Origin of the sequence: Clostridium sp. UBA7503 (assembly GCF_002477055.1) — a bacterium.
GTDB lineage: Bacteria > Bacillota > Clostridia > Clostridiales > Clostridiaceae > Clostridium_J > Clostridium_J sulfidigenes.
Map to the genome: position 1 here is coordinate 44,476 of NZ_DLNT01000028.1, position 12,853 is coordinate 57,328.

15 protein-coding genes and 3 tRNA genes are annotated in these 12,853 nt (G+C 30.0%); 17 read left to right on the forward strand and 1 reads right to left on the reverse strand.

The features are described 5' to 3' along the window. The first annotated feature begins 1 nt into the window (after position 1). From atpG to B3630_RS08305, 13 genes are all read left to right on the forward strand, one after another. Positions 2 to 865 carry an ATP synthase F1 subunit gamma gene (gene atpG, locus B3630_RS08245; protein WP_346897143.1) on the forward strand — a complete coding sequence of 288 codons (864 nt, stop codon included), beginning with the start codon at positions 2 to 4 and terminating at the stop codon, positions 863 to 865. A 92-nt stretch (positions 866 to 957) separates the two neighbouring features. Next, positions 958 to 2,349, forward strand: coding sequence for a F0F1 ATP synthase subunit beta (atpD, locus tag B3630_RS08250; protein ID WP_150844164.1), 1,392 nt, complete (start codon positions 958 to 960; stop codon positions 2,347 to 2,349). Between the two features lie 23 nt (positions 2,350 to 2,372). Continuing rightward, a complete protein-coding gene (locus tag B3630_RS08255; protein ID WP_035135416.1) occupies positions 2,373 to 2,639 on the forward strand; it encodes an ATP synthase F0F1 subunit epsilon in 267 nt (88 codons plus the stop codon). A 176-nt stretch (positions 2,640 to 2,815) separates the two neighbouring features. After that, positions 2,816 to 3,160: a PadR family transcriptional regulator gene (locus B3630_RS08260; protein ID WP_346897145.1), complete on the forward strand. Its 345-nt coding sequence runs from the start codon at positions 2,816 to 2,818 to the stop codon at positions 3,158 to 3,160. Continuing rightward, the gene (locus B3630_RS08265) at positions 3,150 to 3,509 is read left to right on the forward strand and encodes a permease prefix domain 1-containing protein (RefSeq protein ID WP_346897147.1); all 360 of its coding nucleotides are present in this window, start codon (positions 3,150 to 3,152) and stop codon (positions 3,507 to 3,509) included. The genes B3630_RS08260 and B3630_RS08265 overlap by 11 nt, the downstream gene beginning before the upstream one ends. Positions 3,510 to 3,809: 300 nt before the next feature. After that, positions 3,810 to 4,343, forward strand: a complete 534-nt coding sequence (locus B3630_RS08270) for a hypothetical protein (RefSeq protein WP_346897149.1) — start codon at positions 3,810 to 3,812, stop codon at positions 4,341 to 4,343. 284 nt (positions 4,344 to 4,627) lie between these two features. Continuing rightward, a complete protein-coding gene (locus B3630_RS08275; protein ID WP_346897151.1) occupies positions 4,628 to 4,765 on the forward strand; it encodes a hypothetical protein in 138 nt (45 codons plus the stop codon). Between the two features lie 206 nt (positions 4,766 to 4,971). Beyond that, complete coding sequence (locus B3630_RS08280) at positions 4,972 to 5,676, forward strand: hypothetical protein (RefSeq protein WP_346897153.1); 705 nt, start codon at positions 4,972 to 4,974, stop codon at positions 5,674 to 5,676. 28 nt (positions 5,677 to 5,704) lie between these two features. Beyond that, on the forward strand, positions 5,705 to 6,958 hold the full coding sequence (gene murA, locus B3630_RS08285) for a UDP-N-acetylglucosamine 1-carboxyvinyltransferase (RefSeq protein ID WP_346897155.1): 1,254 nt from the start codon (positions 5,705 to 5,707) through the stop codon (positions 6,956 to 6,958). A gap of 146 nt (positions 6,959 to 7,104) precedes the next feature. Continuing rightward, on the forward strand, positions 7,105 to 8,214 hold the full coding sequence (spoIID, locus tag B3630_RS08290; RefSeq protein ID WP_346897157.1) for a stage II sporulation protein D: 1,110 nt from the start codon (positions 7,105 to 7,107) through the stop codon (positions 8,212 to 8,214). A 136-nt stretch (positions 8,215 to 8,350) separates the two neighbouring features. Then, positions 8,351 to 9,043, forward strand: a complete 693-nt coding sequence (locus B3630_RS08295) for a M23 family metallopeptidase (RefSeq protein ID WP_346897159.1) — start codon at positions 8,351 to 8,353, stop codon at positions 9,041 to 9,043. Positions 9,044 to 9,164: 121 nt separating this feature from the next. Next, positions 9,165 to 9,419, forward strand: a complete 255-nt coding sequence (spoIIID, locus tag B3630_RS08300; RefSeq protein ID WP_035135408.1) for a sporulation transcriptional regulator SpoIIID — start codon at positions 9,165 to 9,167, stop codon at positions 9,417 to 9,419. Positions 9,420 to 9,515: 96 nt separating this feature from the next. Continuing rightward, the gene (locus B3630_RS08305; protein WP_346869042.1) at positions 9,516 to 10,550 is read left to right on the forward strand and encodes a rod shape-determining protein; all 1,035 of its coding nucleotides are present in this window, start codon (positions 9,516 to 9,518) and stop codon (positions 10,548 to 10,550) included. Between the two features lie 330 nt (positions 10,551 to 10,880). On the opposite strand, the gene yyaC is transcribed toward B3630_RS08305, so the two are convergent. Then, on the reverse strand, positions 10,881 to 11,411 hold the full coding sequence (yyaC, locus tag B3630_RS08310; protein ID WP_346897161.1) for a spore protease YyaC: 531 nt from the start codon (positions 11,409 to 11,411) through the stop codon (positions 10,881 to 10,883). A gap of 96 nt (positions 11,412 to 11,507) precedes the next feature. On the opposite strand from yyaC, the gene B3630_RS08315 reads away from it, so the two are divergent. The 4 genes from B3630_RS08315 to B3630_RS08330 all read left to right on the forward strand — a co-directional run bounded on the left by B3630_RS08315 (position 11,508) and on the right by B3630_RS08330 (position 12,828). After that, positions 11,508 to 12,158, forward strand: a complete 651-nt coding sequence (locus B3630_RS08315) for a hypothetical protein (RefSeq protein ID WP_346897163.1) — start codon at positions 11,508 to 11,510, stop codon at positions 12,156 to 12,158. A 387-nt stretch (positions 12,159 to 12,545) separates the two neighbouring features. Then, positions 12,546 to 12,630: transfer RNA gene (locus B3630_RS08320), tRNA-Tyr, on the forward strand. 5 nt (positions 12,631 to 12,635) lie between these two features. Continuing rightward, a tRNA-Val gene (locus tag B3630_RS08325) sits at positions 12,636 to 12,711 on the forward strand. Positions 12,712 to 12,753: 42 nt separating this feature from the next. Then, positions 12,754 to 12,828 (forward strand) — tRNA-Thr (locus B3630_RS08330). The last annotated feature ends 25 nt before the right edge of the window (positions 12,829 to 12,853 follow it).

Below are 12,853 nucleotides of genomic sequence, written 5' to 3' on the forward strand. Positions count from 1 at the left end.
TATGGGCGTTGCAGGATTAGTTATTTTAAAAAAGAGAATAAAATCTATAGAGAATACAAAAAAGCTTACTAAGGCTATGGCCTTAGTAGCAACATCTAAACTAAAAAAGGTAAGGGTATCCTTATATACAAATAATACGTATTTTAAAAGCTATAGAGAAGTTATGAATGAAGTAATTCCATCACTTCCAAAAGAAAATAGATATATGCAATCCAATGGAAGTAAAAAGAAATTAATCATTGTTATAACTTCAGATATGGGAATGTGCGGTGCCTATAATAATAATGTTATAGATAAGCTTAAAGAAATAACTAAAGGCCATGAAGAGGATTATTTAATAGCAGTTATTGGTGAAAAAGGTAAAAGCTTAGCTAAGAGACATAGGATTACGACATTAGATAAATATAGTCAAATTATCTCTGATGTACCTACGGCTACTGAAGCTAAGAGTATCTTTGAGTATAGCTTCAATATGTTTAATGAAGAAAAAGTTGGTGAAGTAAGTATACTTTATACTTGGTTTAAAAATCCAATAGTAAAAGAACCAAAAGAGTGTAGATTACTGCCTCTTACTTTTGAAGAAAACGAAGAAGACCATATTGGTGAAGATGAATTTGATATAGAAGGTAATAAAGAAGAGCTTATAGAGTCAATAGTACCATCCTATTGTAATGCAATGATACTTAATGCAATGATAAATTCTAAGGCTTCAGAACAGGGAAATAGAATGGAGACAATGAATAGTGCGACTCAAAATGCAGATGAATTAATAGCTTCTTTAAGGTTAAAATATAATAGGGTTAGACAAGGGGCTATCACTCAAGAAATTTCAGAAATTATTGGTGGAGCTCAAGCACAAAGTTAATAAGCCATTATATAGTAACCTATATAAAAAGTATAGATAGGAGGAGTTATATTTAACTTATATATTAATATAGTTAGATGTAGCGAATTAATATGGCACAACGTATTGGTAAAGTAGTTCAAATTATTGGACCAGTAATAGATATAAAATTTGATACAGACTCATTGCCTAACATTTATAATGCAATCCAAATTAAGATGGATGGTAGAGTTATTGTTGCTGAGGTTGAACAACATATAGGTGATGATATAGTTAGAACTATATCTATGGAATCAACAGAAGGACTTAAACGTGGAGTTAAGGCTATAGATACAGGAAGACCTATTGAAGTGCCTGTAGGAGAACAGGTACTTGGAAGATTGTTCAATGTATTAGGTCAAACTAAAGATGGAAAAGGTCCTCTTGATACTAATAATTATTATACAATTCATAGACCAGCTCCAAGCTTTGCTGAGCAATCAGTGGAACCAGAAATGTTTGAAACAGGTATAAAGGTTATAGATTTAATAGCACCATATCAAAAGGGTGGAAAGATAGGACTTTTTGGTGGTGCAGGAGTTGGTAAAACTGTACTTATACAAGAATTAATCAACAATATAGCTAGAGAACATGGTGGATTATCAGTATTCACTGGTGTAGGAGAGCGTACAAGAGAAGGAAATGACTTATACAATGAGATGTTAGATTCAGGGGTTATAAATAAGACAGCTTTGGTATTTGGACAAATGAATGAATCACCAGGAGCTAGAATGAGAGTTGCACTTACAGGACTTACTATGTCTGAATACTTCAGAGATAAAGGTCAAGATGTATTATTATTTATAGATAATATATTTAGATTTACTCAGGCGGGTTCAGAGGTTTCTGCATTATTAGGTAGAATACCAAGTGCTGTAGGATACCAACCAACTCTAGCAACAGAGATGGGGGCATTGCAGGAACGTATAACATCTACTAACAGTGGATCAATTACTTCTGTTCAAGCAGTATATGTTCCTGCTGATGACCTTACTGACCCAGCACCAGCAACAACATTTAGCCATCTTGATGCAACTACAGTTTTATCTAGAGCTATAGTAGAGCTTGGAATATATCCTGCGGTTGATCCCTTAGAATCAAGCTCAAGAGTACTAGATCCTAGAATCGTTGGTGAGGAACATTATGAAATAGCTACTCAAGTAAAGTATATTCTTGAAAGGTATAAAGAACTTCAAGATATTATAGCTATATTAGGTGTAGATGAATTATCAGATGAAGATAAAGTTCTTGTTAATAGAGCAAGAAGAGTTCAAAGATTTTTATCTCAACCTTTTACAGTAGGAGAGCAATTCACTGGTTTAAAAGGTAGATATGTTCCTATAAAAGAAACAATAAGAGGATTCAAGGAAATATTAGAAGGTAAACATGATCATTTACCAGAGTCAGCATTCTTATTTGCAGGAACAATAGATGATGTTATAGAGAAAGCTAAGACTTTGGGTTAATATTATTTTGGATGTGATAAAATATGAAAAAGGTCTTTAAGCTTACAATAATTACTCCAGAGAGTGAGTTTTTTAAGGGGGATGCAGTCTCTTTAAACTGTGAAACTACAGAAGGCAGACTAGGAATTCTTCCAGACCATTCTGCTATAATTGCAGGACTTGTACCAACAATAACAACTTTTGAAGATGTAGATGGAAAGAAGTACAAAGTTAATACTTCTGACGGAGTCCTAAAGGTAAGAAAAAATAATGTTAGTATTCTCTGTACTATAGCACAATGGGTAGAATGAACTAAAAGGAGCACATAAAATGATTTTCATATCATTTAATGTGCTCCTTTTAATTGCCTTGGAATAAAATTCTACAATAATTTAAAATAGTAAAAATATTACAATAATAATATTGATATATATAGTAATACTATATATAATAATATTATACATATTAAGTAAAAGGAGGAATGTAATTGGAAATAGATAAAGAGTTATTAAAAGGGTTTATAGACATTTTAATTTTATCTATTATTAAAGGTAATGATTATATTTATGGATATAACATAATGAAACTAGTTAATATAGCTGCTAAGGATAATTTCGAGCTTCAAACAGGAACTTTATATATAGCTTTAAAACGATTAGAAAAACAAAATTTTATCACATCTAAAGTAATAGAAGGAGATAATGGAATCAAAAGAAGGCATTATTTAATTACAAAAGAGGGTGAAGTTCAACTTAATAAATTGAATGCAGATTTTAATAAGATAACAGAGCTTATTTTAAAGTTTAGAAAGGGGGCAGTTAATGTTGAATAATATAAGTATTAAGTTAAAGAGGAAAATAAATAGATACTTAAGAAAGCTCTTTAGTTCAGCTTTTGAAAATACATTAGAAGTTAAAGAATTAAAGGAAGAATTAAAAAGTTACATTATAACTGAGGTTAGTGATTTAGTGGAATCAGGCAAATCAGAGGAAGAGGCTTTTGAAATAGCTAAAAATAGTATAGGGAATAATTCTGACTTTGAGGAAGGAGTATCAGGTATATTTAATAATACTAAATACTTATTTATCCTTAAATCTAGTTATGTATGTGTGCTTATATATAATTATTCAACTACTTGTGAGATTAAAAATTATAGGCCTTATAGATATATCAAATTATAACATTAGAATGATATCTAAATTTAGTTTTATAGTATTTATAATAGGAACTATAATATTTTTTATATGGACCTTTATGAATTTTATTTTTACAAGTCGTACTATTAAGTTTAAGATTCAAGCTATTGTTATAAATATTTTAAATATCTTCATCAGTATGTTATGGATTATGGCTTCTAAAGGAATAGTCAATGTTTTTAGAGTAGAAAAAAGTTATTATATAGCATTATTTTTAGATATGATATTGTATTTTTTTATATATTCAAAGAAAGTATTTAAATTTAAGTAAATATAGGGGGTATTATGAAAATTAAATTACTAAACATTTTTATTGTAGTATTTATAGCCATATCTATATTAGCTTTAACAGGATGTAATTCAAAAGAGGATAAGGCAGAAGATACAATAAGAGGATTTATTGATAAGCATTATGTAGCAGATAAAATAGATTTAGAAGAATTTGAAGAGTATGTTAAGAATGGAAGTGGAATAGGATATAACTTAGACAAGAAAGATAAAGAGTTTGCAGAATATATGACGGAAAAAGCTTTTAACAATTATATAATGGATAGATATATTTTTAATAGATTTAAGTTGCTCTATGAAAAAAATTGCACGGCAGAAATAAAGGATTTAGAAATAACGGAAAAAGAAAAGTCAGAAGACATGAGACGGTTTAATGTTAAGTTCAACTGGATTATAAAAAATGATAAAGAGGAGATAGTAGAGGAACATAAGGTAGGCAAAGATATGTATCTTTCAAAAGAAAATGGACAGTGGCTTATAAATCAATATAATAGATTTGAAATATTATATGATAACTTTAATATGGGTTAGTATACTGAAAATATATTGTATTATATGAAATTTTTTTATTAAAGTATTTTATATCTTTGTTATAATTAAAAATTTTATTTAAAATTAAATATATTTTAGAGGGAAATCATGAAAATTAAATTACTAAACATTTTAATTATCATATTTTTAGTAATATCAACATTAGTTTTAATAGGATGTAATGCAAAAGAGGATAAGGATATAATAACTACGAAGTTAGTTTAATTTTTTCATATAGATTAAGACCACCATACCTTAAAAAATATACTGTAGAAGTAGAAAATATGAATATAAAAGAAAAAGAAAAATCCGATGATATGAGACGTTTCAATATTTCTTTTGATTGGATGATAAAGAATGATAAAGAGGAGACTGTAAAAAAACTTTTGATTTATAATTTAAAGATAGAAATAAGAAGATAATTTATGTGATTTCATAAATTATCTTCTTATTTTCTACATTATGTTAAAAAGTAATTTATTTATGAACATATTTTAAAAGTTGCTATATATTATTAGTATAAATAAAAATATAACTTATTACATTATATGTAAATATGAATAAAAAAAGTAAAAACGTTAATGATTTAATATAGGTGGATTTATTCTTATATTAAGGTGGGATATGTATGAAGTTATATAGTAAGTTATTAATTATGGTAATGTTCACATTAAGCATATTAATTATAAGGGATAAAACCTTTTATGGGAAGAGTGAAGAGGATATGTTTAGTGGAATATTAAATAATGTAAATGCTTCTACTGAGGAATATGTAGTGGAGGGCAGGCTTTATAGTCAAGAAAGCAAAGAAAATATATATGAAACTATAACAACTAATATAGAAAAGGCTATGGGACAAGTTTACCAAGAAGTTAATAAGGACTTAAGTTTTAAAATAGATTATAACCATGAAGAATATGATGGAAGGATTTCAATAGCTGATTACGGTAAAGGATATGATGTTGTACTAAGAATTTCTATTTGTAAACCTAATTTAGATATTGATGAAGAAAAAACTCTAGAAAAGAAAATTAAAGAAATTTTATCCCCAATTAGTAGTAAGGTGGAATACTCACTATATGTAAAAAGTAAAATCTTAAATGGCACAATAGATGAAACAAGAGATGTGATTTTAAAGCAATTATATTTAAATAAAGCACAAAATATTAATGAAGTAGAAATAAGTAATGGATATAGTATTATAAGCAATACAAATTTATACGATAAAGAAATAATACTAGGTGAGGAGATAGATTTTAACTGTGCTATAGTTAGATATTCCTCAGGATGCTATTTAATAATGGGGACACCTGTAATCAGGATAACATACTAAGAAATAGCATTTTAAATGGAGGATTAACATGAGTAAATTTTATATAAATGGAAACTGTAGATTAAAAGGGAGTGTAAACATAAGTTCAGCCAAGAATGCTGTATTACCAATACTAGTGTCCACTATACTAACAGATAGTGTATCAACCATCAATGGATCACCTATGCTAGAAGATGTATTTGTACTATGTGAGGTATTAAGATCTCTTTCAGCAGAGGTTAATATAGATAGAGATGATAACAAAATTGATATTAATACAAGAAACTTGAAATATGAAGGTATAGATAATGACTTAGTAAGAAAAATGAGAGCATCTTTCCTAGTTATAGGTGCTATGGTAGCTAGATTTGGAAGGGCAAAAATTTCTCTGCCTGGAGGATGTAAAATAGGATCTAGACCTATAGATTTGCATTTGAAGGGACTAAAAGCTTTAGGAGCAACAATTAAAGAGGAACACGGATATGTTGAAGTAGTTGCAGAACAATTAGAGGGTAATACAGTTTATTTAGACTTCCCATCTGTGGGAGCCACAGAGAACTTAATGATGGCTGCAACTCTTGCTAAAGGAGATACTTTTATAGAGAATGCAGCTAAGGAACCTGAGATAGTAGATTTAGCTAATTTTTTAAATAAAATGGGAGCTAAGATTCAAGGTGCAGGAAGTGGTAAGATATGCATAACAGGAGTAAAAAGATTAGAAGGAGTTTCGTATACACCTATATTTGATAGGATTGAAGCAGGAACATTTATAATAGCAGCACCCATTACAAAGAGTAAAATTACAATAGAAGGGGTAGATGAAGAACATCTCAAGTCAGTGATAGTTAAATTACGTGAAATGGGTGTTAAGATTGATGTATTCGGAAATAAAATTGTTGTAGATGGAGATGTAGAGTTAAAACCATCAGATATTATGACTATGCCTCATCCGGGATTTCCAACAGACATGCAATCACAAATGATGACATTATTAAGTATTACCCCTGGAAGAAGCAGTGTGACAGAAACTATATTTGAAAATAGGTTTATGCAGGTGGCAGAGTTAAGAAGGATGGGAGCTAATATTAATGTTAACGGAAGAATTGCGACAATAGAAGGTGTTAAAGAGCTTACAGGAGCTGAAGTAGTAGCACCAGATCTTAGAGCAGGAGCAGGACTGGTTTTGGCAGGTTTATGTGCTAAGGGTGAGACTATAATAGATCACATATACCATGTAGATAGAGGATATGTAACAATAGAGGATAAACTCAATGACCTAGGCGCAGAAATAACTAGAATATAATTATATTTTATATAGCTCAGCTTTTAATTTAAGGCTGGGCATTTTTATATTTGCAAAATTATAAGCATATTAACATAAATATAATAATAAATATAATTAAGTCTATCTAGTATAGAAGACAAGTTTATTTATTAGGAGGAAGAAAAGTGAAGTACTATGGGAAGATTAAAATAAATTTTAATTATGATAAAGCTATAGTTATTATTAAACCAATATTGATGGTGGCTATTTATTCAGCAGTATTACTAGGATTTCTAATATTATCCTATAAATTGATATTAGGTGAAGGAGGCAATATAGGTAAAAAAGGAAATGACTCATCACAGGCTATAGAGGTGATACAATCTAAAAATAAAGGTGAAAAATTAAATAAGGGCATTTCATTTAAGATAGATGTAGATACAATAAAAGTCTATTTGACAAAGGAAAATAGAATTATAGAGGTGCCTTTAGAAGAATATATTAAGGGAGTAGTATGTAGTGAGATGCCATTAAACTTTAATAAAGAGGCTTTAAAGGCACAAGCTATAGCAGCAAGGACATATACCTTAGCTCATACAAAAGCTGTATCAAGTGGATGTGCCAATGGAAGAGGAGCAGATTTGTGTGATACTGTTCATTGTCAGGTATATACACCCAAAGAAGTAAAAATAGCTCAATTAGGTATAGGTGGAGAAAATAAATGGAAACTAGTTGAAGATGTGGTGAATGAGACTAGAGGACAGGTATTAACATATAATAATGAATTAGTATTGGGGGCTTATTATTTCTCTACAAGTAGTGGAAAAACTGAAAATGTTGAAGATGTATTTTCTACAGCACTACCTTATCTTAGAAGTGTTGAAAGTTTAGGTGAAGATATTGCACCAAGATATAAAAGTACAGAAACTATAGACATAAACAGATTTGCACAAGTGGTTAATAGTAGTTATAGTAATGCAAATTTATCACCTGCTAATCTAGAAGATCATATTAAAATAAATAATTATACAGATGGTGGGTCAGTGAAAGAAATAACCCTTGGCAATGTTACTATAACAGGGGTTAAATTTAGACAGTTGTTTGGATTGAATTCCGCTAACTTCTCTTTAGAGTTTTTAAATAATCAAGTTGTTATAAATTGTAATGGCTTTGGTCACGGAGTAGGTATGAGTCAATGGGGAGCTAATGTAATGGCTAGCCAAGGCAAGAGTTGCGAAGAAATTTTAAAACATTATTATACAGGTATTAACATAAAAAATATCAATAAAGATTAGAAAGAAATAGGGCTTTTGCCCTATTTTTTAGTTTTTAGCAAAAAAATATGAAAAAGATGAGGTAAATAAGAAAAAATTTTTCTTATAGTGTATTAATTTCCCAATAAACGTCCACAATACTGATGGAGGTGTTTTTATGAACAATAAACTTAACAAAGTGAAGCAATTTTTCAAAAAAGAAGGCTTCTATGTAATTTTATTTGTTTGTCTATGTGCTGTTGCTACAGTTGCAGCTGTAACAGCTGGAAGAAATAACAATAAGAATTCTGAAGAAGATAAAGTAGCATTAGAACAAACAGAAAAAGAAGTTGTAACTCAACCAGAAAAACCTGAGAATGCACTACAAGTTAAAGAGGAGCTTGAGCCAGTACCAACAGTTAAGAATAATGATACTGCAGCAGTTTCATCTCAAACTAAAGTTAGTTTTAAAAATCCAGTAGAGGGTACTTTAGGTAGAGCATATTCTGAAGATCCAGTATATTGGGCAACAACTAAGAGTTATAAAAATCACTTAGCTATGGATGTTAAAGCCGCAGAAGGTTCAGCAGTTGTAGCAGTAAGTGCTGGAGTGGTTAAAAAGGTAGATGCAAATACAGAAGGTACCTATGTAGAAATAGACCATCAAAATGGACTAACTACAATATGTGGAAATCTTAAAGAACAGGTTCTAGTTAAAGCAGGAGATAAAGTTACAGCTGGTCAAGAAATAGGAGCTGTAGGTAAAACTACAAACCTTGCATATGAGGAATATGGAGATTATCTTCACTTCCAAGTATTACAAGGTGGAAAAGAAGTAGACCCAGCTAAATATGTTAGTTATAAGAAATAACTAAAATAAAATTAATATTCTTGCTAGTTTTTAAACTTTAAAGTAAAAGGCTAGCAAGAATGTAATTTAAATAAGGAAGTTAGCATATTTATAATTATAGAAGGGTTAAGGAGGTAACGCTTTGAAAGACTATATTGAAGATAGAGTATTAGAAGTAGCAAAATATATAATAGAATCCGAGGCTACAATAAGAAAAACAGCGTCGGTATTTGGTGTAAGTAAAAGTACAATTCACAAGGATATGACTGAGAGATTACCTAAAATAAATGCTCAAATAGCAGAGGAAGCAAAAAACATCTTAGATTTAAATAAAGCTGAAAGACACATTAGAGGTGGAAAAGCTACTAAAATGAAATATAAAACAATTGAAGGTTAGGTAGAATAGTAATATAATAGGTGTATATTGTTTTAGTAAATATTGTATAGTATTTCAATAAGAAGAAAATACTAGAGAGCAGGAGTGAATTTTAAGATGTTTTTTTTCGGTGTAGGAACAGATATGGGAATAGACCTAGGTACGGCTACAGTACTAGTTTACACAAAGGGTAAGGGTATAATACTAAAGGAACCTTCAGTTGTAGCAATAGATAAAAGTGCCAATAAGGTCTTAGCAGTAGGTGAAGAAGCTAGAAAAATGATAGGTAGGACGCCAGGAAATATTGTTGCAATTCGTCCACTTAGAGATGGGGTAATATCAGATTATGATGTTACAGAAAAAATGTTAGAGCACTTTATAAAAAAAGCTTGCGGTAAGAGAAAGATGTCAACGCCAAGAGTTGTAATGTGTGTACCATGTGAGGCTACTGAAGTGGAAAGAAGAGCTGTTGAGGACGCGGCAAGAAATGCAGGAGCTAAAAAGGTTTTATTAATTGAGGAACCTTTGGCAGCAGCTATAGGAGCAGGGTTAGACATAACTAAAGCTAGTGGTAATATGGTTATTGACATAGGTGGAGGTACTACGGATATAGCAGTAATTTCTTTAGGAGGAATGGTTGTAAGAGAGTCTATTAAAGTTGCTGGAGACGATTTTGATGATGCTATAATTCGTTACATAAGGAAAAAGCATAAATTAATGATTGGAGAAAGAACAGCAGAAGAACTTAAAATAAACATTGGATGCGCATATCCTAAAAATGAGGATATGAAGGCAGAGATAAGAGGAAGAGATCTTATAACTGGACTACCTAAAAATATCACAGTTTGTTCTAGTGAGATGGAAGAGGCATTAAAAGAAGCTGTTACTTCCATAGCTGAATGTGCACATTCTGTACTAGAAAAAACACCACCTGAACTGGCTGCAGATATAGCTGATAAAGGTATAATAATGACTGGTGGAGGCGCTTTATTAGATGGACTAGACAAACTCATTGAAAAAGTTACTAATGTACCAGTGTATGTAGCAGAAGATTCAGTATCTTGTGTAGCTGTTGGAACAGGAAAAATGCTTGACTATGTAGATAAGTTAGACGATTCGTTTACAGGATATAATGTTTCAATAAATAGTTAAGATGTACAAGTTAGAATATAAAACCTATATTTTAAATTATGTAAATAAGTTTATATGATGTCCAACAATAGAAGTTAAAAATAAAGGTTATATAAATATAAAAATGTGATTTAATATACCTACTATGCAAAAAAATATTTGTATAGTAGGTATATTTTATTTTGTATCATTTCTAGTTGTTGTAAGGAACTCATTTTCTATGAAAGGGAGAGTTAATAAAAATTATAATTCTATCTTCGAAATTAAGGGTTGATAAAAAGATTTTAATAGTATAAATAGTTAAATAAGTCCACATAACGTATATAATATCTAGGTGATAATTATTCATTATTAATCACATAATGAGTTGAGATAATACCCATGAACAAGTCCTTGAGTTATTACTTTGGATATTTCCCAAATTAGGTTTAATCGTATATTTCTACTTGTAAAGGGTTCGTCAATATCGCTAGAATCGACAATACCTATTATTGATATATCGCCTACAGGGGAAAGAGATTTACCAACACCTTTTCCGGGATTAATGGGGTAATCTCGAACTTGTATCTGGCCAATTTTATTAGGAGGACCAAGACAAGCATCGATACCAATAATTTTAGAATCTGGATGTTTTAATTTTATATCCGATAGTTTACTATCTAAATTCAATGCGTGTATAGGATTAGCTATAGTTCCATAGACGGGCAATGGAAAAAATTTTTCTTCTAACATGCTACCAATAAGAGGACCTAAGCAGTCTCCAATGCATCTATCAGTTCCTATACAAACAATAATTGTGTTTGCATTTAATTCATCTTTTAAAAAGTTGGATAAGGTATAATAACCTAATGAATCTTTGTAATGAATCTTAACTTTGCTCACAGAAACACCTCCATATGAATTTATATGAAGTAACTTAGGTATAAATTCTAAAAAATATGGAATAATTTAGATAGTTTTATTTAAGGAGGATATGTTATGAATAGAAAGGGATATTCTGTGATAATAATTTTGTATACAATAATAAATATAATAGCGTTAGTGAGCTTTAATATAAGTAATGAAAACTTAGATTACAAAGAGGAAAATAAGGTTATAGCCAAAACCGGTGAGAAAGGTGAAATTTATAATAAAGAAATTACTACTGGTATAGAAAAGGAGAATATGAATGCAAATACTTCACAGGATTTAATTAAAGATAATGAGATTAATGAGGCTATTGTATTAGATGAAGAATTAGAAAAAAGAAAAATTCAAGCAAATAGAGAAAAGCAAAATCAACTAAGTGAAATGTATAAGAGTGATTATGAAATAGTTAAAATTGATGAAATAGAGTTTGATAAATATAATAAGCAGGTTAAGGAAAAAAACAAAGTAATGAAGGTACCACCAGAAGAATTAATAGATGAGTTAACAATTTCGGAGAAGGCAAAGATAATAGGAATATGTAAAGAATTGGATGAAGAAGATTATTCAGAGATAAACAAATTCCTTACTTATAATAATGAACGATTAGCTGTATTAAGAACTCTCAATGTCATAGAGAGTAAGGTAGATGAAGAGCAAATAGAAGAATTAAAGAAGATATTTTCTAAATATATAGATATGAACAAAGTAGAAGGAAATTAATTATATAAATAACTATTTAAATATAAACTTATGCTTATAGTTCTCTAGGAAAATAGAGAACTATAAAAATAGTTGTTGTATTCATGCGAGTTTCAGGTATTATTATGTAAGAACTAAATTAAATATATTGAAATGATAGTTTAATATTAATGATTTTAATTAGTATAATGCTTTAAATTTAAGTGACGAAATACCTAAAATGAAAAAAATATGATTAATTGAAAAAAACAATAAAATTTTTATAAAAATATTGAAAAAAGGGGTTGAAAAAAAATCAATATAATTGTATACTAAGTCTTGTCAGTTTAGTGACATTTTTATTTATGTAAAAGATTGGAAATTAGTTCAGGTCAAGCTACTGTGAAAATCTAGTTATATTAAAATTATGGAGGAGTTCCCGAGTGGCCAAAGGGGGCAGACTGTAAATCTGTTACGTTTCGTTTCGATGGTTCGAATCCGTCCTCCTCCACCATATAAGGTCGCATAGCTCAGCTGGGAGAGCACCTGCCTTACAAGCAGGGGGTCACAGGTTCGATCCCTGTTGCGACCACCATAGTCAATTTAAATTCATTAAACTGCACAAACTATATAATATGCTGGCATGGCTCAACGGTAGAGCAGCTGATTTGTAATCAGCAGGTTGTAGGTTCGATTCCTATTGCCAGCTCCATAAGTGGAGGAGTTCCCGAGTGGCC